The sequence below is a fragment of the Bacillus sp. EB106-02-03-XG38 genome, assembly GCF_058792175.1.
In genome coordinates this window covers 601,342-627,880 of sequence record NZ_JBYTED010000003.1, presented here as the reverse complement: position 1 = coordinate 627,880, position 26,539 = coordinate 601,342, and the positions used below count along the sequence as shown (strand labels likewise).

The window sequence follows — 26,539 nt, the reverse complement described above, 5'->3', positions numbered from 1 at the left end:
CTTTATGCCTCCCTCAATTTCTCCATTAATGCAAATAACGCTAACTTATAGCCATAAAAACCAAATCCAACAATTTGTCCCGCACAAACAGCTGCTGTCACAGATTCGTGACGGAACGACTCACGCTGGTGAATGTTAGAAATATGTACTTCAATAACAGGAATCGAAATGCTCGCAATTGCATCTCGAATCGCATAGCTATAATGCGTAAATGCTCCAGGATTTAAAATGATCCCTTCATATATATCTTCCGCCTCATGAATACGATCGATAATCGCACCTTCATGATTCGATTGGAAACATTCTAACTCCACTCCCATTGTTTCTGCTTCTTGCTTCATATCTGCTTCAAGTGTCGCTAGCGTGCCCTTTCCATATACATTTACCTCCCTAACACCGAGGCGATTTAGGTTAGGACCGTTTACGAGGAGTACCTTTTTCATATGCTTAAAACTCCTTAATATTAAATATCTATACAACATTTTAACATAGGAGTTACTTATTTGAATAGTTTGTCTTCTCTTCCCCTTCTCGCTCGGCCTTATCCGTATTTACAGCGTAGGAAACAGAGTATGCTATAAACACACCATACAATATAAAAATGCATATCGTCGTCACAATCGTTTCTTTCGGTAAATGGAGTGCACTTTTAATAGCAGGCGCTATTAACCCCATTCCGAAAAATAGTAACGCCCACCAAAATAAACCGTAAATCATCCCTGGAAGAATTCCTTCAAACTTTGCCAAAAACGCTTTGTATAAAAAGGCAATTAAAATCGAAAGTAGTCCCATACAAACAATTCCTGACACATTGCCCCATACCCCTTCTTTCCAGCTTCCAAAGGCAAATGGTAAAAGTAAATAGTTCGGTCCCGCTTCCGTAAATGAAAATATATGAAGGAAATACCATATCCCTCCCCAAAAGAGTCCACCAAATAAACCAATTTGTACAAAATTCCTTGTTCCTAATTGTTCTTGACTCACATCGACACCTCCGCTCAATAGTATGCCCGAAACTATTTTGAACCATGTTTAAATACTGCGAAATTTGTCTATAAAAAGAATAAGAAATGTCCGACTCTCGTAACATTTTTCCTTGTCATATACTTGTATTTGTCGATAAAATAAAGGAAACTCGGTGATTGTCTTATTTCAAAACGACAGAACCCAGTATGACAATTGCCTCTTTTTCTACATAAGAGAGAAACAAATACAGGTTGGTGTTAACATGGCAGAAGAGTCAAAACAAATATATGGCGGGCAAGCAGTCATAGAAGGAGTTATGTTTGGCGGTAGAGAATATACTGTTACAGCGGTTCGTCGTAAAGATAAATCAATTGAATTTTATCGATTACCACGCGTTCGTAATAAAGCATTATCTATCCTAAAAAAAATTCCATTTTTACGAGGGATTGCCGCTATTGTGGATGCAAGTGCGAACGGAGCAAAACATTTAAACTTTGCTTCAGAACGATTTGATGTCCACCCAGAAGAAGACGAACAAATTGCAAATAAAAAAGAAGAACAATCGAAATTAACGATGGTATTAGGAGTTGCAGCAGTTGGTGTTTTATCTTTCATATTCGGTAAAGTCATTTTCACAGCAGTTCCTGCACTACTAGCTGAATTAACGAGACCGATTTTCCCCTCTCATACAGGGCAAATCATTGTCGAAAGTGTCATTAAGCTCATGCTATTATTGAGCTATATATACTTTATTTCTTTAACCCCACTTATCAAGCGGGTATTTCAGTACCATGGTGCGGAGCATAAAGTAATTAATGCCTATGAGAATAATCTTCCGATGACTGTAGAAAATGTTCAAAAACAAACTCGCCTTCATTATCGTTGTGGCAGTAGCTTTATTATATTTACAGTCATTATTGGAATGTTTGTTTACTTCCTTGTCCCTACAGATCCACTTTGGGCCAGAGTCGTAAACCGAATTTTATTAATTCCAGTCGTTCTCGGCATTTCTTTTGAAGTGTTACAATTTACGAATCGATTACGCGATATTCCAGTATTACGCATACTTGGATATCCCGGATTATGGCTGCAACTATTAACAACGAAAGAACCAACAGATGATCAAGTGGAAGTAGCCATTGCATCGTTTGAAGAATTATTACGTTTAGAAAACAAACAATAATTATTTAAAAATGGTGTTCAACTCCTTTCCTCATCGTTAATATACTATTTTTAATATATGTTTTTAGGAGGTGTTCCTTATGAACGGTCGTTCGTTTACTTTCGCTATATTTGTGCTTATTATCGGATTAGCAATATTCGGCCTTGTTTCATCTGTCATTACAGATCCAATGGGAGTGTTAAGAAATATTGGTATCATGTTGGCTGTCGTTGGTATCTTTTATTTACTCTACAAAATGTTTACAAACTCTAGTGGTTCTGCAAATTCGCAAAGCTCTTATAAGCGTGCTGCAAAACAATCGAACCGCAAACATGGGAAACAAAATGTAGCACCCCTAAGCAATTCTTTCTTTAAATCAAACGCTTCTACTGACAAAGGAAAAAAAGGCACTCCTTCCACTTTGAAGCGTAAAAGAAAACAATCTCATTTAACTGTCATTGAAGGCAAAAAAACAAAAAAGAAAGACCGTGCTTCCTTTTAGGAAATACGGTCTTTTTTTATATTTTGCAGTACTTCTTTCAAACTTTTATCTTTCATACTTTCAATTCGAAGGTGATGATTTTCAAAAGGTAAATTCCGCGTTACATCATTCGGTACAACAACACACTTTAATCCTGCTGCAATCGCTGCTTTCAATCCGTTTAACGAGTCTTCAAATACAACAGCTTCAGACGGATCAATCCCTAAATCTTTTATCGCAATTTGATAAAGTGCTGGGTCCGGTTTTACCTTTTCAACATCTTCTCTCGTTTTAATGACTTCAAAATAATCTCGAATTTGTAGCTCTTCCAAAAAAGAAACAACCCAATCTCTAGATGAACTGGAAGCTAATGCAATTTTTAATCCCATTTCTTTCGCTTCTTCTAAATATTCTTTTACCCCGTCACGAGCTTCTGGTACTTTCATTTTCTCTTTATGTAAAGTTTTCACCTTTTCTTTTAATGCATGCTTGTTAAATTTCTCTTTTAATTGCTCATTTAAATACGTATACAGTACATCATCTGTCGTTCCAATACATTTTGCAAATTCCTCTAAAGGTAACTCCCCACCGTACTCACGAACGGCGTCTCTGAAAGAGTGAAACCATATTGTTTCTGTGTCCACAATTAATCCATCAAAATCAAAAATAATTGCTTTCATAATTCTCCCATCCTTTTCAGTTGAAATAAAAAAGGAAACGACATACGTTCCCCTTAATTGCTTTTCTGTTCATTCGCTTTTTGAACGCCACGAAGAGTTTCCACTCGAACCTCATCTTGTTCAAAGTATTGCACTAAATCACCAATGCGGTCAATCGCTTCCCAACTTAAATGATGTTCAATTCCTTCTACATCATTGTAAATCTTGCTTTCATCCACACCGATAATACGCATAAATTGCTCTAGCAAGTCATGACGATATACGAGACGTTCTCCAATTTTTTTACCTTTTGATGTTAATACAAGCCCTCTATATTTTTCATAAATTAGATATTCATCTTTGTCTAATTTTTGCACCATTTTTGTTACAGAGGATGGATGTACACTAAGCGCTTCAGCAATATCAGATACGCGGGCATAACCCTTTTCATCAATCAACAAATAAATTTGTTCAATATAATCTTCCATACTAGGGGTAGGCATCGGTTTCCTCCATCCAATTTCATTTTGCTCATTCCGTACGAAGCAATCAATAAAATGATACACCAGAAAGAATAACGTGACAAGTTGAAAACAAGCCTAATTATATAAAACAAAAAAGAATCTGTATTTGCATACAGACTCCTCTTAAGTAAAGTATTGTATTTCTGCATCAGGAAAAAACTCATGTATATAACCTCTTATTGTTTCTTCTAATACTTCCGCATCATCTTTTTTATAAACGTATTTCCCGATTCCATATCGTCCCCATTTATATTTACGCTTCTCTTCATCCATTTCAAGTTTCGTATTCGGATAACGCTCTTGAATGACTTTTTTTGCCGGTTTTGTAAAGCGATGTTGGATTAATTCAAACGTTAAATTCGGTATCGACAAATCTTTTAGCGCATTGTACAGTCGCTCAAATAGTTCACGGTATCCTTCTTCCCACCCTTCATGCATATAAAGTGGCGCAACTATAAAGCCAAGCGGATAACCGGCTCCTGCTACTTTACGAGCCGCTTCAATTCGTTCCTCAAACGGCGATGTCCCCGGCTCAAAATTTTTAATTACATACCGTGAATTAATACTAAACCTGAAACGAGTTTTCCCGTTATGTTTTGCGTCTAACAAATGATCAACGTGCGAATACTTCGTAACGAAACGTAAACGCCCGTATTCACTTTCTCCAACAAACTCTATCGCCCGCTTTAATGCATGTGTTAAATGATCAATCCCAACGATATCTGATGTACAAGCCGCTTCAAATCTTGTTATTTCAGGTGCTCTTTCATCCATGTATTGCTGTGCCTTCCCAAATATTTCATCAAGATTAACGTACACGCGAACATAAGGCTTACTCCCAAGTGTCGTTTGCAAATAACAATAATGGCAATGCCCCATACACCCTGTTGCAAGCGGAATTGCATATTCAGCTGACGGTTTTGACGTATCGAACTTTAATGTCTTCCTCACCCCAACGACAAGCGTTGCCTTTGCATTACGATACTTTTGCAAATCATTTTCACCTGGTAAATTTCTAATTTGATTATGCGATGTCGTTTCACGAATTTCTAATCCCATCTTCGTAAACTTCTCATATAACTCTTTTCCAAGTGGATATTCAAGTGCCTTCGGTTCAAAGTAAACGAGTTTTGGCATAAATGGTTTCATACGCTTCCCTCCTCTCGTTAGTATGGGAAACGTTGAAACTTTAACACGTATTAAAGTTTTCCACTTCAGTAACTTGCGTTACAAGTTACCGACTGTTATAATTTGGATATCAGCTACCTTGCAAGGCAAGTTACCTGAATAAAAGGTGGTGAAATCATGCACAGCCAAATGTTAAAAGGCGTGCTCGAAGGTTGTATCCTATACATCATTTCACAAGAAGAAGTGTACGGATATGAGCTGAGTACAAAATTAAACAAACACGGATTTACATTCGTAAGCGAAGGAAGCATATATCCGTTATTGTTACGTATGCAAAAAGAAAAATTGATTGAAGGAACATTAAAAGCCTCCTCACTCGGTCCAAAACGTAAATATTATCACGTAACCGAAAAAGGATTAGAACAGCTTGAAGAATTTAAACAAAGCTGGGGAATGGTTTCAACAACCGTAAACAATTTATTACAAGGGGAGTGATAGGGATGAAGGCGAAAGACATGGTTGAATTAAACAACAAAAAACGAGAACTCTTAACACCTGAAAACGAAGCTGCTTATGGTGATATGTTAGTATATCTTCGAATATCAAACGTACCCGAGCAACAAATGGAGGAACTGTTACTAGAAATATTAGATCATCTCATCGAAGCACAAACAGAAAATAAAAATGCTTATGACATATTTGGAGATGATTTACAGTCTTATTGCGATGAACTTATATCAGCTTTACCAACCCAAACAAAGTTAGAAAAAACTTCTATAATCGGTTTTGCTATTAGTTTACTTCTTGCTATACAGTTTGGAATCGATGCAATTGTTTCATTTTTCATTTTAACTTTTGGAAAGAATACGGAACACTTCACTCCAGCTTTTAGTGTCCCTGGAACCATTTTGTCTGTTTCACTCATTATTCTAGGAATACTGCTTATTTTGTATTTTTTAAAGCGTTACTCCTTTGATCAAAAAACGACTTGGAAAAGAAGAATTCTATTTGGATTTACGTTCGCTACTCCATTTTGCGCCTCTGTATTTTTACATGTTTATTTTAAAAAGCAACCTTATCTCATTTATCATTTAACATTTTGGCAAAATGCCTTAATTGCTATCTTATTTTTTGTTTTATATAAATTACTATATAAAAAATCAAATTTTTAACAGCCTTTCAAAAGGCTGTTTTTCTTCTGTCTAATTTTACAAATTGAAAAATTTCATAAAGAAAATAAGAAAAATGCAAAATAATTAAAGTTAATTGTTGACGTGATGCTTTTATTATCGGTATCATAAATCTTCGTGAGCAATTATTTTTCGTTATACGATTTTTTTATTATTACTGAATTTTTGAGAGGAGAAATTAGATGTCAGTTAAGAAGAAAACGCAAGTACGCACCGGCAAAATGGTACGTGAACTAATGTTAGCAGACGAAGATGTAAATGCTTCGCTAATTATGGTATATAGTGAAAACGGTGTAAACGCAGAAATTAAAATCGAGGGCTTAACGCCAAAATGTAACGAAGAATTATTTTTGAGCGGAAACGTGGATTGGAACAAGAGTGTTATTTATAAAATTGTTGATTTCACTGGGAACGCTGAAGTTGGTAAAGTTACATTAACAGCGATGAATAAAAACAATGTTTCTCTAGAAGTTGAACGCGTTATGTGGAGCAAAGAGAATAAAGAAGCTGCTGAGCAAGAAGAAACTGTTGTAGAAGCTACTCCGAAAAAAGAAATAGTTGTAGAAGCTCCAAAAGCAGTTACACCGGCTCCAAAACCTGTTACGCGAGTAGAAACACCTGTAGCACCTAAACCTACTCCGGTACCAACGCCGAAGCCAGTAAGTGTAGAAGCAGCTGTGGAATTATCTACTCCAGCACCTGTGAAAAAAGCAGTACCAACTCCAGTTACAAAGCAAGAGACAGCACCGGTTGCGCCTGCAAAACCGAAGCAACCTGCTTTGACTGAAACAAATACAAAACTACAAGAAAATTATGTGAAACTCGTGAAAAAGACAATTGAAGTTTGTCAAGATTACGAGCTTGGCATCGACATAGATGATTCTATTGAAGGATTAAAACAAGAACTACAAAGCCAAGGTATTAGCGTTACATTTGACAAAGAAATTATGGACGTTGTAAATCGCCTTCGTTCTTTACAAGATAAAGGAATCAAAGTAGAAAAAGTACTTAATTTACTATAAAAAAATAAGAGGTGGCAATTGCCACCTCTTATTTTTTATAATTCCATTCTTTACTTTCATACTTCTCTTTTGCTAATGTTTGTACTTCATGTAATTGTTCTTCTGTTAATTCATACGGAACAAGCTCTACATCTAATCCTTTTTCAAACCCAACCTCAAACGCTTTAATTAACTGATCGATTGTAAACGTACGGTCTGTTAATTCATTAATTGCTACCGCTTTAGAAGAGAACATACTCTTCATACGTTCTTTTACACGTTCATTCGGGAATAAAAACAGATCATATAACTCATCTAAATCTATTTCTAACGGAATCGATCCGTGCTGTAAAATAACACCTTTTTGACGTGTTTGAGCACTACCTGCGATTTTTCTTCCTTCTACTACGATTTCATACCAAGATGGTGCATCAAAACATACGCCTGAGCGTGGATTTTTTAAATTTTCACGATCTGCTTCTGTTTTTGGAACTGCATAATACGCTTCTAACCCTAATGCTTTAAAACCGTCTAGTAAACCTTGCGAAATAACACGATACGCTTCTGTAACTGTTTTTGGCATATTCGGATGATCTTCAGACACAATAACACTGTACGTTAATTCTTTATCATGTAGTACACCCCTGCCGCCTGTTTGACGACGAACGAATCCATATTTCTTTTCCTTAACTACATCCATATTAATATCTTTTTCCACACGCTGGAAATACCCGACTGTTAATGTTGGTACTTCCCATTCGTAAAAACGAATAGTTGGTGGCATTTTCTTTTCACTTTGCCAATTTAATAAACATTCATCTAACGCCATATTAAATGCCGGTGAACATTGACCAGAGTTAATATAACACCATTTTTCTTTTCCCATCCTGCACCTCATATAACCAATTATTTTTCACATTCTCTAGTCTACCAAATTCGACAAAATTTGTGAAAGAATACGAAATTTCTTCTTATATGCAAATGAATCTGTTGCATAAATACATACGGGCATTATAATATTGAAAGTAGGATAAGAAAAAAGGGAGCGATAGAATCGTGTCAACAACTTGGATTATTTTATTAGCCGTAATCGTAGCGTTCATCGGTTACACTGTATGGATGTATTTCTATCAGAAAAAATTAATTAAAACACTTTCAGAAGAAGAGTTTCGCGCTGGCTACCGTAAAGCACAGCTTATCGATATTCGCGAAGCAGACGAATATACTGCAGGGCATATTTTAGGCGCACGTAACATTCCGTTATCACAAATTCGCCTTCGCCATAAAGAACTTCGTAAGGATCAACCAGTTTACTTATACTGCCAAAGCGGATTCCGTACTGGTCGTGCGGCTCAATACTTAAAGAAACAGGGCTACAAAGATTTCTACCAATTACAAGGTGGATTCAAAACGTGGACTGGAAAAATTAAAAAGAAATAATAACATACAAAAACTAGCTGAATGATTCAGCTAGTTTTTTTCATTCCATATTATTTGCAATGTATAATAAATTTTTCGTAATCACATCTTGATCATTCTCTTGTGCATTACGATACAAGAGCTGATATTCAAGTCCTTTCTCTTTCCATATAAGCGTAGCAAATTCATCTCCTTGCCCAGAGCCATCCTTATTTTTAAAATAAGCGAATGCTCCGTTATTCAATTTCATTTGTTCTTGAAATCGCTTCTCGTCCACGATATATGGAAAACTATAAGGAAAGTTTGCAACATTTAACTCAATATACTCATTTCTCCCCGGCTCCCGCTGTTTATATTTAATCATTAAGACAGCTTTCTTTGTTCCAATCGTTCTGACTTCTCCCTTCACATTACTCATAATGTCATACGGTAAAAACGCCGGAACTTTATATTTCACCGGAAAATATTTTGGAAGCTCCTTCAGCGGAATTGGATCCGTAACACGATCCATAGTTCCTCCTGTTGTTCTCACAAAGGGTTTTTCTTCTTGCATCGTTTGCTGAAACGAACACGAACTAAGCACGAAACTAGAAAACACGAAACAAATGATTCTTTTTTTCAATTTGTTTCCGCCCTTTCATACCGCTCTCTTAACGAACGAAGCGTTTATATGCTCTTCATATTCGCTTCGCTACCAAACTCCCCCTTTGAAAACTTTCCACGTTATTCTCACACATTTTGACAAAACCTCTTTTATATACGCAAAAAAAGACCCCATCATTCTCACGCCCAAATAAAAAGGTTACGCGAATAACAGAAGTCATGTTTATAACATAGTTTGTGAAAAGCTTTTCAGGTCAAGATTTTTTCATTCTTATTATTTTCCCTTTATAATAAGGGGAAGAGGTGATACATATGGCCAATATAAAACAAATTGCAAAAACTGCTGGTGTATCCATATCAACTGTTTCCCGCGTCCTTAATAATCACCCTTACGTAAAAGAAGAAAAGCGTAAGCGTGTTCTAGATGCTGTTGAAGAATTGAACTACGCAAAAAATATAAATGCTATTCATTTAATAAAGGGAAAAACATATACGATCGGCGTTATGCTCCCTTTCATTAACCTTCCATACTTCAGTACCATTATTGAAGGAATCGGAAACGAAGCGTTAGCTGCTGGATATCACATTAATTTATGCCAAACAAATTACGATAGTATTGAAGAAATTCGTGTTCTTGAAATGATGAAAATGAAACAATTCGACGGGATGATTATTTGCTCTCGAACGAGTTCATGGGAACAAATTGAACCTTTCGCAAAATTTGCCCCTATTATTTCATGCGAAAAAATGAACCACCCCCTCATTTCATCTGTCTACGTAGATCATTATGAAGGCTTCCGTCTCGGCACCGCCTATTTACTTAGTAAAGGCCATGAAAAAATCGGGATTTGTTTAGCAAGAAAAACAAGTGTAAATTCTATGGAACGTGAAAAAGCATTTGCCGATACACTTCGTAACGAAGGAAAAACCTTACATCCCGAATGGATTTTTCATCAATGTTATACAATGCAAGACGGTGCACAAATACTCCATCGTATTTTAAACATGAAAAATCGTCCAACCGCTATTTTTACAGCGAACGATCAAGTTGCAGCTGGTTTATTAACAGAGGCTCGAAAACATGGCATTCGAGTACCCGAAGACCTTGCTATCCTTGGATTTGATAACCATGAAATTTCAAAGGCGTTAGAAATTTCCACAATTGAACATCCCGGTCTCGCAATGGGCTCACATGCTTTTTCTTTATTCCATAAGCAGATTCAGAGCGAGCAAATTGTCGGTAGCGCAAAAGAGCTTTCATTCCATTTAATTGAGCGAGAGACTATCTAAAAAGGGCGTTACCTATAACGCTCTTTTTCAGTTCTTTACCTATTGACTTTATATTTTCCATCTCATATAATGAACCTAACGAACGGTAGGTAGGGGATGAAAATGACAGCAAACCGCATTAAAGCTGTAGCACTTTCTCATTTCGCACGCTACGGCTACGAAGGAACTTCATTAGCAAATATTGCTCAAGAAGTTGGGATTAAAAAGCCATCGATTTACGCACACTTTAAAGGAAAAGAAGAGCTATATTTTATATGCTTAGAATCCGCTCTTCAAAAAGATTTACAGAGCTTCACTGACGATATCGAAAAATTTTCAAATTCGTCTACTGAAGAATTGCTCTTACAGTTACTAAAGGGCTATGCAAAACGATTTGGTGAAAGTGAAGAATCAATGTTTTGGTTACGAACTTCTTATTTTCCGCCTGATGCATTTCGCGAACAAATTATCGAAAAAGCGAATACACACATTGAGAACGTCGGAAAACTTTTATTCCCTATATTTAAACGGGCAAACGAGCAAAGTGAACTGCATAACATTGAAGTAGAAGACGCTCTAGAAGCTTTTCTATGCTTACTAGACGGACTTATGGTTGAACTACTATTCGCAGGTTTAAATCGCTTTGAGACTCGTTTAAACGCCTCTTGGCAAGTATTTTGGCGAGGCCTTTCAAACTGACGGATTGCTCCTTTGCAATGCGTCGTTTTTAAGCCCTTTACCTAACGACTGGTAGGAAGGAGAAATAACATATGGCATGGATTTATGTAATCATAGCTGGTATTATTGAAATCTTTTGGGTCATTGGACTAAAAAAAGCGGAGGCACCACTTGAATGGGCTGGTGTTGCGTTATTAATTACAATTAGTTTCGTTTTATTATTTAGAGCTTATAAAGATTTACCTGTCGGCACTGTATACGCCGTCTTTACAGGAATCGGAGCTGGCGGGATCGTTCTGACAGAGATTTTCATCTTCGGAGAACCTTTCTCTATTGTAAAAGTTTTATTAATCGGCTTAATCTTCTTCGGCGTAATTGGTTTAAAACGAGTAACAGAAGAAAAAGAAGCGAAGGAGGCCGCATAAAATGGCTTGGGTATTTTTAATTCTAGCTGGTATTTGTGAAATTATTGGTGTACTCTTTATGAAAGTAGCCACTGAAAAGAAAGGCTGGGCACCAAAAGTTATTTTGATCGCTAATTTCGGCGTAAGCTTCTTCTTCTTATCACTTGCGATGAATACATTACCGATGGGAACTGCTTATGCGATTTGGACTGGAATCGGAACTGCCGGAAGTGCACTTCTAGGTATTCTCATTTTCCGTGAATCAGCGGATTGGCGTCGCCTTGCCTTCTTAAGCTGCATTCTATGCGGCGCTGTTGGCTTAAAACTATTAAGCTAACGTGAGGTGAATGTCATGTGGAAAGAAAAAGGAAAACAAATGTTAGCATGGATCACACTTAGTATCGTCATTCTATTACAAATAAGTTTTCATATAATAGAATCATTGTTTCATAAAGTAATATCCATTCTCACATTCCTTCCTAACATGACACTTGAAATGATATCAATTGTTTGGTCCATTATTGCCTCTATTGCAATCGTCATTATATGGAGTATCGCCAAACTATGGAATAAATTATTTAAAAAGGACATTACTTCTGAAAAAGAGTAACTGTCCTTTTTTATAATTATTGAGACTTTCTGTAGAAGTTTGATGTGATAAGACAAAGAAGACCAACGATGACAACACTTATACCAACCCCTTTATGCAAATTAGGAAATGGTGATGGTATATCTGAGTAAAAATTTGCTAATACGAGACCAATTGAAAATAAAAATATCCCTATTCTATATAACCATTTTCTTTTATTCATCATTCTCCCCCTAACATTTTTCATACACTCCTTTCTTTTGGACATACTACCTAAAAAAGGAGTGAATAATATGCAAAATTCTATACATAAGCAGATTCTATTTTTATTTTTCCTCTTTCTCATTCTCGTTATCGTTTTCAGCTTTATATTACATACTCCAAAAGATGTTGTGCCAAACAGCCTCTCTGTTTATAAACTCTTACTTTCCTATTGTCGTTATTGAAGAAGGTGCCTTACATAAGGCACCTTTTAAAATTCTCTCTTCTCATACAATTTCACTGAAACGAAGATAGATACTATGAACATGCATATCGAACTAACGAATAACATGCTGTTATATAATTGAATTTGTTCTAGGTTGATTCCAAAGAAAATAGAAGAAACAGCCATAGGTGCTATCAATATAAAAATCGCAATAAAAATAGTTTTTTTATATGCTAACCAAAACGATATTGGTAAAACAAAACTTAAATACATTAAAATAAAGCTAATACTAGCAACCATTGTCGTTTCAATAAATTCAAATAGGTTAACCCCATTCTTTATTCCCATCGTGAAACAACCAACCGTTGCGCTTATAAAAAGAATAATCATTGCTACTATATATTTCGCATATACAATCTGCTTTCTTAATATTGGCAAACTATTTAATATGACTTCACTCTCATTTTTACTATCCTCTTCAAATGTTTTTACTGTTGCCCCAACTGTAATAATTACTGACATAATTATGAAGAGATTTTCCGTATCTGTTAAAGCCATATAAAAGAAAACAGGATACAGTATGTACCAAATTAAAAATTTCCATTGAATGATGAAATCTTTTAAAATTAGTTGTACCAAAGCCATTCTCCTCCCCTCATAAATCACGCTCATTATACAAGTTAATTGAGAGTAACATAGACATAACATATAAAAGAAGCAATCCTGCTATAAAGCAACTATTTACGACTAGACTCATGCTCCAAGCATTTTCTACATCTAACCATACTTTACTTACAATTAGTCCACTTAAATACCCAAATGCAATTCCGATGAAGGGAGCAATTTGTTTGGCACTGCTATATCCTACCGAGAATTCAATCGGAAGTACAATTATGCTACAAACAAACCCACCTGTTATACCTCCAAGAATTTCTCCCCACAGCATAACTCCAGTCATATGCTCATTTTGTAGCTGTATTAAACCAACCACTAGTGAGAAACATCCACCTAGAGCAACTAACATACTTACAAATATATATTTCCCTATGACAATATCTTTACGGTCAAACGGTAAACTATTTACTATAAGTTCACTTTTATTTTCCCCCTCATAACTCATTGACAGTATCATGCCAAGAGCAGGTATAAACATACTAAATGTCATCAAAAAACTATCACTACGAAAATCAACAATGAGCAGGAACAAGAAACATATAAGATAAACAAACCCTAACTTTCTTTGCATCATCATATCTTTTAAAACTAATTGCTTGATCATGGTATTACACCTCCTAATATGGAAATGTCCCTTCTATAACTCTGCCTCCTGAAACATTTTCATTGAGAGGAACATTGATACGAGTATACTCACTAACACTCCGATACCAAGAACACCCATCGCTTGTGTAGCCACTTGAGAGTGAAGTACTTTTAACATAATTGTTTTATCACCAAAAACATTGCACATAAGACCAATCATACCCATTAAAGGAAAAATCATAATCACATTCAAGACAGTAATAGCTTTATATCCTCCAATGTAATTAGCAGGTATCGTTACTACACAATAAATTAAAGTTGCTACTATTGCTGAAAACACTGCATATCCAGGAATAACTATATCTCTGTCCAATAAAATATTTCCTAATATTATGACTATAAAAGTTATACTCAAACCAGCTATAATAAATAATGAGCTTGAAATATATTTAGCTATAACTATCTCTTTTCTCGTTATAGGCAAACTCACTAATACTTTTTCTGTTTTACTTTTCTCCTCATGATAAAAAGAAATATAAATAATTGTACTACATGTTATAAATAATCCTATTGCAATCCCCATCGGGTCGACGGAATTCTTAAAAATAGATATAATGGGTATTAAAAAATAGAAAGGAAACATCTTCTTCTGTAAGAAAAACTCCTTCAAAATCAACTGTTGCATATGAATTCTCCTCTCTATAAATCACGTGTTTCATAAATTTTAATTGTAAGGAACATAGAAACGATATAAATACTAACTAATGTAATAAATCCAACTATAAATACAGCAACATGCATAGGATTCATAATCCATTCAATGAATGAAAGCGCTGTTTTATTTAGCCCATCACTAATAAATATCCAAAGTATCCCTCCCACTCCTATTGAGGCTGCTGATACTATACTTCTTACTACCTTCGATTTTGTACCATAATAACTAGGAAAGAATATTACAACAAAAAATATGGCGTAAACAGCTCCATTTATTACTTCATACCACGGAATTTCAATGTATAAATTAGGATGATATACACCGATATCACCAATAACCGCAATGCCCCTTATAAGAAAAACAACTAACATCGTAGAGAGCATGCCACCAACAATAAATATTGCACAGGAAATATATCTAGCAATTATGATATCCTTTCGACTTACCGGCAAACTATTTATAATAATGTCACTTTTATTCCTTTCATCCATAAAGGTTAACGTCATAACGGAAGAAAGGGTTATAAATAGACAACTCATCGAAAATAACAATTCAACACTTGGGTCTAACATAAATAATACAAACGGCATAATTAAATACACTAACCACATCACCCGAAAAAAGAACAAATCTTTATAAATGAGCTGACGCATAGGCACCTCTCCCTTTCGCAGTGTAAACGATAATATCATCTAATGTAGGCTTTTCTAGTACAACCTCATTCCCAAACCAATCTATGATTGCTTGTTTATCCTTCGCTAAACCTTCGAAACCAAATTTATTTTTTCGTAATCCAACAAATAATTCTTTTCCTTCTCGATCTAATAAATCATTACTTCCCTTTACGATTACATAGTTCTCCATTAGTTCATCTTTCTCACCAGTAAATATAATTTCTCCATCGTTGATAAACGTAATATAATCTGCGATGCGCTCTAAGTCTGTTGTAATATGCGTTGAGAATAATACAGATACTTCATCTTCCATTACAATTTCTTGCAACATATCAAGTAATTCACTTCGGACAACTGGATCTAATCCTGCTGTCGGTTCATCCATAATGATAAACTCTGCGTGATGTGAAAACGCGATAGCAATCGCAAATTTCATTTTCATCCCTTTTGATAATTCTTTAATTTTTTTATACTTCGGAACTTGCAATCTATGCATATACGATTGATACTGCTCTTCGTCCCACTTTTTATATAACGGTGCAATAATACGTTTCATTTGTTCACACGTTAAATCTTCGTAGTAATGATTTTCATCATATACAAAACCAATATTTTGTTTTATTTCCTTTTCGGCTTTCTTATTGTCCTTGTCAAAAATTTTTATATCGCCGCTATCTTTTCGAATTAAATTCATAATCATTTTGATCGTCGTACTTTTCCCTGCCCCATTTGGCCCGACAAATCCCATAATATATCCGCGTGGTAATGTAAAACTTATATTTTTCACTGCAAAATCTTGATAACTTTTACAAACGTTGTTTAGCTCTAACACCCTTTATTCCCCCTCATATAAACACGCAATCATCTGCTGTAAATCTTCAAGTGAAAGCTGCAACGCTTTACTTTCATTTACAATCTCTTCCGCTTTACTTTCCAATAGACGAATTCGCTGTTCTTTTAGTAGTTCATTATTTTTACGTGAAACATAAGTCCCCTTCCCAGCAACAGTTTCTATATATCCTTCTTTTTCAAGCTCCTCATACGCACGCTTCGTTGTAATTACACTAATTTGTAATTCTTTTGCTAAGCTACGAATAGACGGTAATTGGTCTCCACCCTTTAAACCACCATTTAAAATAAGCTGGCTTAATTGTTTTCTTATTTGTACATAAATAGGGTCTTGGGAAGAATTCGAAATAATAATATTCATGTTTTCCTCCAGTGTGTGTATATACTGTATATACCTTATATATACAGTATATACACACCATCCTATTTTTGGCAAGAAAAAAAGACCAACATTTTCCTGTTGGTCTTTCGTATATGTATCACTTTTCAAAGCGATCTAACATCTCATCTCTCATTCCAAAACTCACTACCGCAATTCCTACATACATAAACAGAAGGAACGCAGGATGAACTGTGTTGTACCAAGTGCTATCAACAATTAAATAAATCGTTAATGCGACAACAAGAACAAACGCTAAGATAAACATATAAAAGTGTCTTGTACTACCCATGATAAACTCCTCTCTTCTCACTTCACCATTCAACAGTATATTTTATCGAATAATTCGATATGACTCAAGGTTAACTTTCTGTTATGTAATCAAGTTCCACCTTTACAATGTCCTCACATGCTATTGAAATGATCGTTCCTTGCTTATCAATTGCCGTCACTTCTCTATTATCCATTACGCGATGTGCTACTCTTTCTAGTACTTTTCCTTGATCTCTATAACAAAATTCTTTTACATCTTTAATCGTTTTTCCGTTTTCTAAATGGTATATCATTCTATAACACCGATATCCCACATTTTCACCCCCAGCTTGCTCGTTTTTTCACATATACATAAAAATGAGTCATTCCTATCTCATTACATCTTCTTAATTTCAATAAAATTCTAACAAAAATAAATACTTTTATCAAACTGACTTTTTCAACAAAATCACCTATGAAACTGCTTCTTTATACCATTATGAAACAAAAAATATAAAATTTTAACATTTTCTTCACCACTTCTGCATAAAGTGAAACTTTAATCAGTGGGGGATTTTTGTTCATCCCCACTGATTATTAGTTGAACCAATCGGACATTTACGGGCAGTTTATCTCCCACCTAACTCCTTTGCACCAGCCGATTTTTGAGGTGGGAGTTTTACTGCCCGTTAATGTGGGACAGATTCTCCATACAAAAAAAGAACCCGCATATAGCGAGTTCTTTCTTCATTATTCTAATCAAACTTGTACAGGAGCTGGCTTTTCATAACGTAAAACCGGTTTACGTGCAGCCATCGTTTCGTCTAAACGTTTAATGACTGTTGTATGAGGTGCTTCTTGTACAACTTCTGGATTTTCTTCTACTTCTTTAGCAATTTGAATCATCTTATCAATGAAACCATCTAATGTTTCTTTTGATTCTGTTTCTGTCGGTTCAATCATAATACATTCTTCCACATTTAATGGGAAGTAAATTGTTGGTGGATGGTAACCGAAATCAAGCAGACGTTTTGCAATATCTAATGTACGTACACCAAGTTTCTTTTGACGACGACCTGATAATACAAACTCATGCTTACAATGTCTATCGAACGGAAGATCATAGAATGGTGCTAATCTTCTCATCATATAGTTCGCATTTAATACCGCATACTCCGTTACTGCACGTAATCCATCTGGACCCATAGAACGAATGTATGTGTATGCACGAACGTTAATTCCGAAGTTACCGTAGAATGGTTTTACGCGCCCAATTGCTTCTGGACGATCATAGTTAAAGCGATAGCCATCTTCCGTTTTCTCTAAAATTGGTTTTGGTAAGTACGGAATTAAATCAGCTTTCACACCTACTGGACCAGAACCTGGGCCACCGCCGCCGTGAGGACCTGTAAATGTTTTATGAAGGTTTAAATGCACAACGTCAAATCCCATATCTCCTGGGCGCGCTTGGCTTAATACCGCATTTAAGTTTGCACCATCATAGTATAATTTACCGCCTGCGTTATGGACGATTTCTGCCATTTCTAAAATATTTTCTTCAAATAAACCTAATGTATTAGGGTTTGTTAACATAAGTGCTGCTGTTTCTTCGTTTACAACACGTTTTAAATCTTCTAAGTCAACAAGACCATGTTCATTTGATTTTACTGTAATTGTTTCAAAACCAGCTACAGTTGCAGATGCTGGATTCGTTCCGTGAGCAGAGTCAGGAACAATTACTTTCGTACGGTTAAAGTCACCATTTGCTTCATGGTATGCACGAATTAACATTAAGCCCGTCCATTCTCCGTGTGCACCAGCTGCTGGTTGTAATGTAACAGTATCCATACCTGTAATTTCAATTAAATGCTCTTGTAAGTCGTACATTAATTCCATTGCACCTTGTACTGTCTTTTCGTCTTGTAACGGATGAATATTTGCAAATCCTGCGAAACGAGCTACATTCTCATTAATTTTCGGATTATATTTCATCGTACAAGATCCAAGTGGATAAAATCCAGAATCAACACCGTGGTTACGGTTTGAAAGTGCTGTATAATGACGCATAATATCAAGTTCAGATACTTCTGGTAACTCTGCATCTTCTACTCGAATATAATCGCTCTCAAATACATCTTCTAGTTTCACTTCTTCTACATCTAATTTTGGTAGGCTATATCCTATGCGTCCTTCTTTACTCACTTCAAAGATAAGTGCTTGGTCTTGGTTCTTCATTGGATAGCCCCCATTTCGTTTACAAGTGTGTCAATTTCCTCTTTTGTACGAAGCTCAGTTACTGCTACAAGCATATGGTTTTCATGCTCTTTATAATCACGGCCTAGGTCGTAACCGCCGATAATATTCTTTTGTAATAATGCATCGTTTACTTCTTTCACTGGACGCTTGCAATCTACAACGAACTCATTGAAGAATGGTCCAGCAAATGTTACAGTGAAGCCTTTCGCTTCAAATTGACGTTTTGCATATTGTGCTTTAGAAATGTTTTGTCGTGCCATTTCTTTCACGCCTTGTTTACCAAGTGCCGTCATTGCAACTGATGCTGCTAATGCATTTAACGCTTGGTTTGAACAAATGTTAGACGTCGCTTTATCACGGCGAATATGCTGCTCACGAGCTTGTAACGTTAATACGAATCCACGTTTACCATCTGAATCTACAGTTTGTCCGACAAGACGTCCTGGAATTTTACGCATAAATGCTTTCGTTGTTGCAAAGTAACCACAGTGCGGTCCACCAAACTGCGTTGAGATACCAAATGGTTGTGCATCACCGATTACAATATCAGCACCAAATTTTCCTGGTGGTGTTAATGCGCCTAATGATAACGGATTTGAAGAAACGATAAATAATGATTTTTGTTGATGAACGATTTTTTCAATATCAGCTAATTTTTCAACTTGTCCGAAGAAGTTTGGATATTGAACGATTACACAAGCAACTGTATCATCTACTTCACTTTGTAATACGTCTAAATCTGTTACACCATCTTTATGATTAATTTCAACAACTTCAAGATGTTGACCTTTTGCATACGTTTCAAGTACTGCTCTTGATTCTGGATGAACTGCGCTAGATACAAGGATTTTCTTTTTACGAGTATGGCCAGCTGCTAGCATTGCCGCTTCAGCTAAAGCTGTACCTCCGTCGTACATAGAAGAGTTTGCTACATCCATTCCTGTTAATTCACAAATCATTGTTTGGAATTCAAAAATTGCTTGTAATTCCCCTTGTGAAATTTCCGGTTGGTATGGCGTGTAAGCTGTATAAAATTCTGAGCGAGAGATAACATGATCTACGATTACTGGGGCGTAATGATCGTATACGCCTGCTCCTAAGAAAGAAGCGTACTCTTTTAAGTTAGCATTTTTACTAGCCATTTGAGTTAACTCTTTTAAAAGCTCTGGCTCTGATTTTGCTTCTTTAATTTTTAAATCCCCTTTAAAACGAACGCTCTCTGGAATATCAGAGAATAACTCATCGATCGTTTGAACGCCGATCGTTTGTAACATTTCTTTTTTGTCTTCTTCTGTCATTGGAAGATAACGATGCAACATGAAATCTACCCCTCTCCCCGTTACTTTGAACGTTTATAAAATGGTGTTGGAACAACTACTGCTTTGACGCGTTTATTACGAATTTCAATTTCTACTTCTGTATCAACTGCTGCGTATTTTACATCAATTAGTGCTAAACCAATGCTTTTCTTTAACGTTGGAGATTGTGTACCACTCGTTACTTCCCCGATTTTTTCTTCTCCAATAAATACAGGGTAATGCGTACGAGGAATTCCACGTTCGATTACTTCGATGCCGACTAACTTACGAGGCGCACCGTTTTCTTTTTGCTCTTTTAACGTTGCTTTTCCAAAGAAGTCTGCTTCTTTATTTGGTTTTACCGCAAAGCCAATTCCAGCTTCAATCGGTGTAATATCTTTTGATAACTCTTGACCGTAAAGTGGTAATGTCGCTTCGAATCGAAGTGTATCACGAGCACCTAAACCACATGCTTTTAAGCCTTCTTCTGCTCCAACTTCAAGAAGTTTCTCCCAAAGTTTTGCAGCATCTTCACTCTTACAGTAAATTTCAAATCCATCTTCACCTGTGTAACCCGTGCGAGATACAAGTGCTGGAATTCCATCTACAAGAATATCGTTTTTAAATTTAAAGAACTTAATTTCTTTCAAATCTTCTGATACAACTTTTTGTAAAATGCCTTCTGCTTTTGGTCCTTGAATTGCAAGCTGTGCAACTTCACTAGAAACATTGACTACTTTCGCATCGCCAATTACATGGCTAGCTAACCATTCGTAATCTTTCTCGATATTTGATGCGTTGATTACTAATAAATAGTCCTCTTCACCACGTTTGTAGATTAATAAATCATCTACTGTACCACCATTTTCGTAGCACATAGCTGTATATTGTGCGCCTCCTACCTTTAAGGTAGAAACGTCATTTGTAACAACACGTTGTAAAAATGCTAAACTATCTACACCTTTTACCTCAACTTCTCCCATATGAGACACATCGAACAAACCTGCCGCTGTACGTACAGCTTCATGTTCTTCTTTAATGCTTGAAAATTGAACTGGTAACTCCCAACCACCGAAGTCGATTGTTTTCCCACCATACTTCGCGTATACATCAAATAACGGTGTACGTTGTAATGTAATCATGCTCTCTCCCCCTTATGCTCTGACAAATCAATAAAAGTTGTTTCCCTTATCTAAACATTTTCACTCTGAAAAGATAGGATATACGGAATCTCCTTATATTTTTTTATGAAAGCGTAAATAAAAAATCACTTTCTTGGATAAAATACGAAAGATTCCACACATTTCACACCATTATCCTAACATTATTCGCTATATTTCATCAATATTCTAGCATAAAAAATAATTTAGAATTTTTTATTCTTAATCTTAGTAAATACAACTTTCAAAATTTAGCCCTTTATCTTTACCTATTCTTTAACTTTTAGTATGTGTAATAGTTCCTTATTACAAGGGTTATAAATAAAGATTTTTTAATAATTACTTTAGTTTATAAAAGGTGGGAGAGTCGTAATGAATGTCGATATTTCCGTAGATCGAACGTGGCAAAACAATTTTTTAAATAGAATTGATGAAGATGGCCCTTGGACAAACTGGGATTTATATCATTTAGCTTATGAAACAGAAAAATCATTACTTGTTCCTACTTTCGATGGATTGCAAGCACCGAAACATTTATCTCATTTCACACCACTTCCTCATCAATTAGAAGTCGCTCAAAATGTCATTGAACAAATGAATGGTAAAGCGATACTAGCAGACGAAGTGGGACTTGGGAAAACAATTGAAGCTGGACTTATTTTAAAAGAATATATGGTCCGCGGTCTTGTGAAAAAGGTGCTTATACTCGTCCCTGCCTCTCTCGTATCACAATGGGCATACGAACTAAATACAAAGTTTTTTATTCCCGCTGTAGCCCAGAAGAAAAGCTACTCATGGGAACAAGCCGATGTGATTGTATCATCAATTGATACTGCAAAACGTTCACCGCATCGCGATATCGTTTTGAACTTAGAATATGACCTTATTATTATCGATGAAGCACATAAACTTAAAAATAATAAAACAAAAAACTATGAATTTGCACAGAGATTAAAAAAGAAATTTTGTTTATTATTAACCGCTACGCCTGTTCAAAATAAGATTGATGAAATTTTCAACCTTGTTTCTTTATTAAAGCCAGGACATTTAGGCAATCAATCCAACTTTGAAGAATATTACGCTTCAAAAAATCGTTCTGCGGAATCTGATGAAGATTTAAAAGCTCTTATTAATAAAGTGATGGTCCGAAACCGACGGCATAATACTGGAATTGATTGGCCAAAGAGACATGTACGTACAATTTTTGTTGAGTTTAATGAACAAGAACAAGCTTTGTATAATGATATCGAGAATTGGCGAGGACAAGATGCCTTCACATCTGCTTTCTCATCGTTAACTTTAAAACGGGAAGCGTGTAGTAGTCGCGAGGCTGTGTATTATTCATTAAAAAAACATGTAGAAAAAAGGCAAAAGGAAAATGAGCATTACATAAAAGACCCACATATTGATGTGCTAATGGACAAAATTAATCATATTCCTTTCAATTCAAAAGCGACTAAAGCTCTTGAGCTTATAAAAGAAATTGACGATAAAGTCGTCATCTTTACAGAATATCGAGCGTCACAAATGTACTTACAATGGTTTTTACAACAACACGGTATTTCTTCCGTTCCATTCCGCGGCGGGTTTAAACGCGGGAAGAAAGATTGGATGAAAGAACTTTTCCAAAACCACGCACAAGTATTAATTGCAACTGAAGCTGGTGGTGAAGGGATTAACTTACAGTTTTGTAGCCATATGATCAATTATGATTTGCCATGGAATCCAATGCGTCTTGAACAAAGAATCGGACGTATTCACCGTCTTGGTCAAAAGAATGATGTTCATATTTATAACTTAGCTACAAAACATACTGTGGAAGAACATATTTTGAAACTGTTATATGAAAAAATCAATTTATTTGAGCGTGTTATCGGTGAACTTGATGAAATTTTAACGAGAATTAATATGAAAAACATCGACGCGCACATTCAAGAAATATTTGCGCAATCAAAAAGCGAAGGAGAAATCCGAATTAAGATGGAAAACTTAACATCTATTATCGACTTTGCGAAACGAAATGAAGCTGAGGTGCAAGGCTATGCAGCAACATGAAATTCATAATTACTTATACAATTTTTTTGAGGCGAATAACTGTGAAATTTTAGAACGTTCTCCTCATTTATTAGATGTGCAGTTAACGATTGAGATGGATAAATTATTAATGAACCGCCCTTTTTATTGGCACTATCTTGAGAAAACAGGAGGCGTACCGAATCCGATGCGCCTTACTCTTCTTACGAATCCAGAAAATGAAGAAAACGATGGTGAACTGATTCACTACGGTTCCCCACGCCTTCACCAAATTTTCCAAACGACAAAAGAATTAGGCTCTTACATACGTTTATATGAGGAAGTACGGCATAGCGGAGCAACACATACACCGCTCCATCCGTGGCTCGGTGTAAATATAAAAGTTTCCTATCAATGTGATCGAAAAAAGGACATCCTTCACTCGATTGGTATTCATCTCATTTCTGGCACAATGATTGCAAACTTTCATGAAACATTAACTAAAATTAAACTTACACCGAAAATACCTGATTTTTGTTTTACTCTCTCACCTATCATTAAACCGCAAAGCGGTTTACAACGTATAGAGGACGCTTTAAAAAATATTATTGCAGAAGATGACCATACGTGGGCGAAAGAAGCAAGAGTGCGCTGGAATCACGATTTAGACCTTTTAAATCGTTTTTATGAAGAAAGTGATGAACTTCCCGAAAGCTATGAAATTGAAAAGCAAGCACTGCAAGAACAATATGAACCACGCATTACAGTGCAAATTATTAATGGCGGACTTTTTTATGTTACCGCGAATCATTTTTTATCTTAAAAAGCCCCTTCTGTTTTAGAAGGAGCTTTTTTTGAGTTATCCTCTATCCTCATTACGCCCTTGTTGTTTTTGCTTTGCCATACGTTTTTGATGCGCACGATCTTTTGCACTCACATGATTTGCATCAGTAGGAAGGTTTTCTTTTGAACGGCCAATTCCATTACTCATCTTTTCCACTCCTTCTTATGTCTTTCAAAATACACCCTTATTTTCAGCTAGAGATACAATCCTTATACAAAAAATAAGAGCAGCCATTGGCTACTCTTACTCGCTCACGTATTTTTGAAACATATCATGGATGCCTTTATTTACTAAGTTCGAGATCTGTTCGTCAGATTTATTCGGATAACGATCACGCAATCTGATAGATGCCTTCACCATTAAATTTTCTAATACAGAACGGCCGCCTTCTCCATAAATAATTTCAGCATATTTAACAAGCCTTCCATCCTCTACTGTTGCTGGATTATGATTGAAGAAAAATTTACTCATTGTCTCCACCTCTCTCTTTTGATAACGTTTACATTTATATAAATTATTTATGTTATTTATTTCACAATATTGTATGCATGTATATTTAATTAGTTTCATTATAAAGCAACATATCGATAGTAAATATGTGATTTTCCGTCCATTTTGTGAACAAAATAAAAAATGAAAGCGTTTCCTTTATTATATACTAAAAAAACTTACTACGCTAGGGGCAATTTTTTTCAATCTACTAATCCCTCAAAAACTGATATATTTTTCCTTTTCCTATTAAACCTTATACAATTTTCAGAAATTATATTATAAAATATATGTATGACTTAAGGAGGATTTGTATGAATCAAAATAAAAAAGCTATATTAGATCTTGTCTTTTATCTCGTAATCCCGTTCCTCATTTGGAAATTTGCAAAACCTTATATTGACCCTTATTACGCGATGTTACTCTCCTCTGTTCCGGGGATTATTTATACACTGTATACCTTTAAAAAAGAAAAACAGTTTAACGTGACAGGGTTCTTTATTTTAATTACACTCATTTCTAATACAACGGTAGATCTATTATCTGGATCAGCCGAACGAATGTTATGGAACGATGCGTATTATCACATCGTACTCGGCATTATCGTCATATGTACAATCTTTATAAAAAAACCACTTATGTTATATTTCGCAGCAGATATTGCCGCACTGCAAGGCCATGACCGTGATAAAAGTCGTGAACTGTATCGTGATAGTCGTATCTATCCAGCACTACAATATTTAACGCTATTTTTCGGTCTACAATTCATATTAAAAAGCTTCTTAAAAATTTATTTCATCTCTGTTTTCGGTGTAGATGGCTATGGTGAAATGAGAGCGATTATGACCGCTGTTGGATGGGGCATTTCCATTTGTATCGGAATTGGATTTGTTTGGGTAAATAATAAAATACATGCCGTTACAGAAGAAAAAGAATCCGTGCAATAAATGAAAATCCCCTAGTAGTATGATGCTACTAGGGGATTTTCATTTTGCTACACATATTACGAAATCGTTAACTTGATTTTTTTCTTTTATCTTTTACATTTCGATAAAACAAAGCAGCACTTAGCGGCATCACACCGAACCACTTATTCATAAATGGCTCTTTTTCAGCACGGCGTTGTTCTTTCTTTTGTTTACGATCTTCTTTTGGAGCATCCATATACGACACAAACTGCTGTGTCACAAAGCGAACATAATCATTAGTAGACATATTATCATCACCTCTACTTGATTAGTATGTCCACTTTTTTATGCATTAACCTTTTCTTTTAATTCATTCATAATTTGCTTTACAGACTTATTCGTCGTATCAATATGAATATGAGCCTCTTCATAATAAGCTCGGCGCGATTCAAATTTTGCCACAAATGCCTCTATATCTTTCTTCTGAAATAGTGGACGTGTCGTATCTTCACGAAGTCTTTCTGCAATTACATGTGGATCACAATATAAATACACGACAGTTCCATTTTCCTTCATCCACTTTCGGTTTTCCTCTCGTTCAACGATGCCACCGCCAGTTGTAATAATTACATTACAACTCGGTAGTGAACGTAACATTTCACTTTCATATTCTCGAAAAGCCGTTTCACCTTCTTCGGCAAAAATATCACGAACTGCCTTCTCCTGCTTCTCTTCAACTTTTTTGTCTGTATCGACAACATCCATATGAAGTTCTTTACTTAATGCTTTTCCAATTGTTGTTTTCCCTGCTCCCATATAGCCGGTTATGTATATAGATTTCATGTTCGTTCCTCTCAATCATTCGTTATTATTTGTTATTATAACGAATGATTCCATTATTTAATAAAAAAACGTTTTGTTCTTCTTATACAATGAAGAACA

At 35.6% G+C, this 26,539-nt stretch carries 37 protein-coding genes and 1 pseudogene; 15 read left to right on the top strand and 23 right to left on the bottom strand.

Annotated elements, in window-relative coordinates:
* Nucleotides 1-2 precede the first annotated feature (2 nt).
* The gene (gene aroQ / locus AC3WTI_RS17795) at nt 3-443 is read right to left on the bottom strand and encodes a type II 3-dehydroquinate dehydratase (RefSeq protein ID WP_000757087.1); all 441 of its coding nucleotides are present in this window, start codon (nt 441-443) and stop codon (nt 3-5) included.
* A 52-nt stretch (nt 444-495) separates the two neighbouring features.
* Nucleotides 496-984 carry a YqhR family membrane protein gene (locus tag AC3WTI_RS17790; RefSeq protein WP_142286692.1) on the bottom strand — a complete coding sequence of 163 codons (489 nt, stop codon included), beginning with the start codon at nt 982-984 and terminating at the stop codon, nt 496-498.
* Nucleotides 985-1,228: 244 nt separating this feature from the next.
* Here AC3WTI_RS17790 and AC3WTI_RS17785 point away from each other — a divergent pair, with 244 nt between their 5' ends.
* Together AC3WTI_RS17785 and AC3WTI_RS17780 are read left to right on the top strand one after the other, a co-directional pair.
* The gene (locus AC3WTI_RS17785; RefSeq protein WP_087956918.1) at nt 1,229-2,149 is read left to right on the top strand and encodes a DUF1385 domain-containing protein; all 921 of its coding nucleotides are present in this window, start codon (nt 1,229-1,231) and stop codon (nt 2,147-2,149) included.
* A gap of 79 nt (nt 2,150-2,228) precedes the next feature.
* Nucleotides 2,229-2,630: an SA1362 family protein gene (locus AC3WTI_RS17780; protein WP_087956919.1), complete on the top strand. Its 402-nt coding sequence runs from the start codon at nt 2,229-2,231 to the stop codon at nt 2,628-2,630.
* Here AC3WTI_RS17780 and AC3WTI_RS17775 read toward each other — a convergent pair.
* The 3 genes from AC3WTI_RS17775 to splB form a co-directional block, all read right to left on the bottom strand.
* Nucleotides 2,627-3,289, bottom strand: a complete 663-nt coding sequence (locus tag AC3WTI_RS17775; RefSeq protein ID WP_142286691.1) for an HAD family hydrolase — start codon at nt 3,287-3,289, stop codon at nt 2,627-2,629. The genes AC3WTI_RS17780 and AC3WTI_RS17775 overlap by 4 nt on opposite strands.
* Before the next feature lie 53 nt (nt 3,290-3,342).
* Nucleotides 3,343-3,771, bottom strand: coding sequence for a transcriptional regulator MntR (mntR, locus tag AC3WTI_RS17770; RefSeq protein ID WP_087956921.1), 429 nt, complete (start codon nt 3,769-3,771; stop codon nt 3,343-3,345).
* A gap of 144 nt (nt 3,772-3,915) precedes the next feature.
* Nucleotides 3,916-4,941 (bottom strand): spore photoproduct lyase, encoded by a 1,026-nt coding sequence (gene splB, locus AC3WTI_RS17765; RefSeq protein ID WP_087956922.1) that lies wholly within the window; start codon nt 4,939-4,941, stop codon nt 3,916-3,918.
* 156 nt (nt 4,942-5,097) lie between these two features.
* Here splB and AC3WTI_RS17760 point away from each other — a divergent pair, with 156 nt between their 5' ends.
* The 3 genes from AC3WTI_RS17760 (at nt 5,098) to AC3WTI_RS17750 (ending at nt 7,132) form a co-directional block, all read left to right on the top strand.
* Nucleotides 5,098-5,415: a PadR family transcriptional regulator gene (locus AC3WTI_RS17760; RefSeq protein ID WP_061677431.1), complete on the top strand. Its 318-nt coding sequence runs from the start codon at nt 5,098-5,100 to the stop codon at nt 5,413-5,415.
* A gap of 5 nt (nt 5,416-5,420) precedes the next feature.
* Complete coding sequence (locus AC3WTI_RS17755; RefSeq protein ID WP_142286690.1) at nt 5,421-6,092, top strand: DUF1048 domain-containing protein; 672 nt, start codon at nt 5,421-5,423, stop codon at nt 6,090-6,092.
* 200 nt (nt 6,093-6,292) lie between these two features.
* Nucleotides 6,293-7,132: a hypothetical protein gene (locus tag AC3WTI_RS17750; protein ID WP_097841203.1), complete on the top strand. Its 840-nt coding sequence runs from the start codon at nt 6,293-6,295 to the stop codon at nt 7,130-7,132.
* Nucleotides 7,133-7,160: 28 nt separating this feature from the next.
* Here the strand turns inward: AC3WTI_RS17750 and AC3WTI_RS17745 are convergent, their stop codons facing one another.
* Entirely contained in the window at nt 7,161-7,997 is an 837-nt protein-coding gene (locus AC3WTI_RS17745) for a lipoate--protein ligase family protein (protein ID WP_087956925.1), read from the bottom strand.
* 170 nt (nt 7,998-8,167) lie between these two features.
* Here AC3WTI_RS17745 and AC3WTI_RS17740 point away from each other — a divergent pair, with 170 nt between their 5' ends.
* On the top strand, nt 8,168-8,551 hold the full coding sequence (locus AC3WTI_RS17740) for a rhodanese-like domain-containing protein (RefSeq protein WP_048531103.1): 384 nt from the start codon (nt 8,168-8,170) through the stop codon (nt 8,549-8,551).
* Nucleotides 8,552-8,591: 40 nt separating this feature from the next.
* On the opposite strand, the gene AC3WTI_RS17735 is transcribed toward AC3WTI_RS17740, so the two are convergent.
* Nucleotides 8,592-9,128, bottom strand: a complete 537-nt coding sequence (locus AC3WTI_RS17735) for a DNA polymerase III subunit delta (RefSeq protein ID WP_142305867.1) — start codon at nt 9,126-9,128, stop codon at nt 8,592-8,594.
* Nucleotides 9,129-9,445: 317 nt separating this feature from the next.
* Between AC3WTI_RS17735 and AC3WTI_RS17730 the strand changes: the two genes are divergently transcribed.
* The 5 genes from AC3WTI_RS17730 to AC3WTI_RS17710 all read left to right on the top strand — a co-directional run bounded on the left by AC3WTI_RS17730 (nt 9,446) and on the right by AC3WTI_RS17710 (nt 12,094).
* Nucleotides 9,446-10,423, top strand: a complete 978-nt coding sequence (locus tag AC3WTI_RS17730) for a LacI family DNA-binding transcriptional regulator (RefSeq protein WP_097841205.1) — start codon at nt 9,446-9,448, stop codon at nt 10,421-10,423.
* Between the two features lie 96 nt (nt 10,424-10,519).
* Nucleotides 10,520-11,101: a TetR/AcrR family transcriptional regulator gene (locus AC3WTI_RS17725; RefSeq protein WP_141545909.1), complete on the top strand. Its 582-nt coding sequence runs from the start codon at nt 10,520-10,522 to the stop codon at nt 11,099-11,101.
* Nucleotides 11,102-11,172: 71 nt separating this feature from the next.
* A complete protein-coding gene (locus tag AC3WTI_RS17720; RefSeq protein ID WP_000312339.1) occupies nt 11,173-11,505 on the top strand; it encodes a DMT family transporter in 333 nt (110 codons plus the stop codon).
* 1 nt (nt 11,506) lies between these two features.
* Nucleotides 11,507-11,821, top strand: coding sequence for a DMT family transporter (locus AC3WTI_RS17715; protein WP_000312623.1), 315 nt, complete (start codon nt 11,507-11,509; stop codon nt 11,819-11,821).
* A gap of 15 nt (nt 11,822-11,836) precedes the next feature.
* Nucleotides 11,837-12,094 carry a DUF3975 family protein gene (locus tag AC3WTI_RS17710; RefSeq protein WP_087956929.1) on the top strand — a complete coding sequence of 86 codons (258 nt, stop codon included), beginning with the start codon at nt 11,837-11,839 and terminating at the stop codon, nt 12,092-12,094.
* A 16-nt stretch (nt 12,095-12,110) separates the two neighbouring features.
* Here the strand turns inward: AC3WTI_RS17710 and AC3WTI_RS17705 are convergent, their stop codons facing one another.
* The 12 genes from AC3WTI_RS17705 to gcvT all read right to left on the bottom strand — a co-directional run bounded on the left by AC3WTI_RS17705 (nt 12,111) and on the right by gcvT (nt 21,325).
* Nucleotides 12,111-12,299 carry a hypothetical protein gene (locus AC3WTI_RS17705; RefSeq protein WP_087956930.1) on the bottom strand — a complete coding sequence of 63 codons (189 nt, stop codon included), beginning with the start codon at nt 12,297-12,299 and terminating at the stop codon, nt 12,111-12,113.
* Between the two features lie 246 nt (nt 12,300-12,545).
* Nucleotides 12,546-13,145 (bottom strand): ABC-2 transporter permease, encoded by a 600-nt coding sequence (locus AC3WTI_RS17700; RefSeq protein ID WP_142286688.1) that lies wholly within the window; start codon nt 13,143-13,145, stop codon nt 12,546-12,548.
* A 10-nt stretch (nt 13,146-13,155) separates the two neighbouring features.
* On the bottom strand, nt 13,156-13,779 hold the full coding sequence (locus AC3WTI_RS17695) for an ABC-2 transporter permease (protein ID WP_087956931.1): 624 nt from the start codon (nt 13,777-13,779) through the stop codon (nt 13,156-13,158).
* A gap of 33 nt (nt 13,780-13,812) precedes the next feature.
* Nucleotides 13,813-14,445 carry an ABC-2 transporter permease gene (locus AC3WTI_RS17690; protein WP_097841206.1) on the bottom strand — a complete coding sequence of 211 codons (633 nt, stop codon included), beginning with the start codon at nt 14,443-14,445 and terminating at the stop codon, nt 13,813-13,815.
* A gap of 14 nt (nt 14,446-14,459) precedes the next feature.
* On the bottom strand, nt 14,460-15,128 hold the full coding sequence (locus tag AC3WTI_RS17685; protein ID WP_087956933.1) for an ABC-2 transporter permease: 669 nt from the start codon (nt 15,126-15,128) through the stop codon (nt 14,460-14,462).
* Nucleotides 15,109-15,981, bottom strand: coding sequence for an ABC transporter ATP-binding protein (locus AC3WTI_RS17680; protein ID WP_492304386.1), 873 nt, complete (start codon nt 15,979-15,981; stop codon nt 15,109-15,111). Before AC3WTI_RS17680 ends, AC3WTI_RS17685 begins: the two co-directional genes overlap by 20 nt.
* Nucleotides 15,982-15,984: 3 nt before the next feature.
* A complete protein-coding gene (locus AC3WTI_RS17675; RefSeq protein ID WP_048531120.1) occupies nt 15,985-16,359 on the bottom strand; it encodes a GntR family transcriptional regulator in 375 nt (124 codons plus the stop codon).
* Nucleotides 16,360-16,477: 118 nt separating this feature from the next.
* The gene (locus tag AC3WTI_RS17670; RefSeq protein WP_000535935.1) at nt 16,478-16,669 is read right to left on the bottom strand and encodes a hypothetical protein; all 192 of its coding nucleotides are present in this window, start codon (nt 16,667-16,669) and stop codon (nt 16,478-16,480) included.
* A 70-nt stretch (nt 16,670-16,739) separates the two neighbouring features.
* The gene (locus AC3WTI_RS17665; protein ID WP_000639160.1) at nt 16,740-16,943 is read right to left on the bottom strand and encodes a DUF3929 family protein; all 204 of its coding nucleotides are present in this window, start codon (nt 16,941-16,943) and stop codon (nt 16,740-16,742) included.
* Nucleotides 16,944-17,388: 445 nt separating this feature from the next.
* Nucleotides 17,389-18,864, bottom strand: a complete 1,476-nt coding sequence (gene gcvPB / locus AC3WTI_RS17660) for an aminomethyl-transferring glycine dehydrogenase subunit 2 (RefSeq protein ID WP_087956935.1) — start codon at nt 18,862-18,864, stop codon at nt 17,389-17,391.
* The gene (gene gcvPA, locus AC3WTI_RS17655) at nt 18,861-20,204 is read right to left on the bottom strand and encodes an aminomethyl-transferring glycine dehydrogenase subunit 1 (RefSeq protein ID WP_492304385.1); all 1,344 of its coding nucleotides are present in this window, start codon (nt 20,202-20,204) and stop codon (nt 18,861-18,863) included. Before gcvPA ends, gcvPB begins: the two co-directional genes overlap by 4 nt.
* A gap of 20 nt (nt 20,205-20,224) precedes the next feature.
* Entirely contained in the window at nt 20,225-21,325 is a 1,101-nt protein-coding gene (gene gcvT / locus AC3WTI_RS17650) for a glycine cleavage system aminomethyltransferase GcvT (protein WP_087956936.1), read from the bottom strand.
* Nucleotides 21,326-21,715: 390 nt separating this feature from the next.
* Between gcvT and AC3WTI_RS17645 the strand changes: the two genes are divergently transcribed.
* Nucleotides 21,716-23,398, top strand: coding sequence for a DEAD/DEAH box helicase (locus tag AC3WTI_RS17645; protein WP_001100039.1), 1,683 nt, complete (start codon nt 21,716-21,718; stop codon nt 23,396-23,398).
* On the top strand, nt 23,385-24,179 hold the full coding sequence (locus AC3WTI_RS17640) for a YqhG family protein (protein ID WP_087956937.1): 795 nt from the start codon (nt 23,385-23,387) through the stop codon (nt 24,177-24,179). The genes AC3WTI_RS17645 and AC3WTI_RS17640 overlap by 14 nt, the downstream gene beginning before the upstream one ends.
* A gap of 36 nt (nt 24,180-24,215) precedes the next feature.
* Here the strand turns inward: AC3WTI_RS17640 and AC3WTI_RS17635 are convergent, their stop codons facing one another.
* Nucleotides 24,216-24,347: a hypothetical protein gene (locus AC3WTI_RS17635; RefSeq protein WP_087956938.1), complete on the bottom strand. Its 132-nt coding sequence runs from the start codon at nt 24,345-24,347 to the stop codon at nt 24,216-24,218.
* A 96-nt stretch (nt 24,348-24,443) separates the two neighbouring features.
* Entirely contained in the window at nt 24,444-24,671 is a 228-nt protein-coding gene (locus AC3WTI_RS17630; protein WP_000032702.1) for a hypothetical protein, read from the bottom strand.
* 73 nt (nt 24,672-24,744) lie between these two features.
* On the opposite strand from AC3WTI_RS17630, the pseudogene AC3WTI_RS17625 reads away from it, so the two are divergent.
* Both AC3WTI_RS17625 and AC3WTI_RS17620 read left to right on the top strand, forming a co-directional pair.
* A pseudogene (locus tag AC3WTI_RS17625) lies at nt 24,745-24,862 on the top strand (GTP pyrophosphokinase).
* Nucleotides 24,863-25,003: 141 nt separating this feature from the next.
* A complete protein-coding gene (locus AC3WTI_RS17620) occupies nt 25,004-25,636 on the top strand; it encodes a VC0807 family protein (RefSeq protein WP_001073110.1) in 633 nt (210 codons plus the stop codon).
* 67 nt (nt 25,637-25,703) lie between these two features.
* On the opposite strand, the gene AC3WTI_RS17615 is transcribed toward AC3WTI_RS17620, so the two are convergent.
* A complete protein-coding gene (locus AC3WTI_RS17615; protein ID WP_000106080.1) occupies nt 25,704-25,904 on the bottom strand; it encodes a YqzE family protein in 201 nt (66 codons plus the stop codon).
* A gap of 38 nt (nt 25,905-25,942) precedes the next feature.
* Complete coding sequence (locus AC3WTI_RS17610) at nt 25,943-26,440, bottom strand: shikimate kinase (protein ID WP_087956939.1); 498 nt, start codon at nt 26,438-26,440, stop codon at nt 25,943-25,945.
* Between the last annotated feature and the right edge of the window lie 99 nt (nt 26,441-26,539).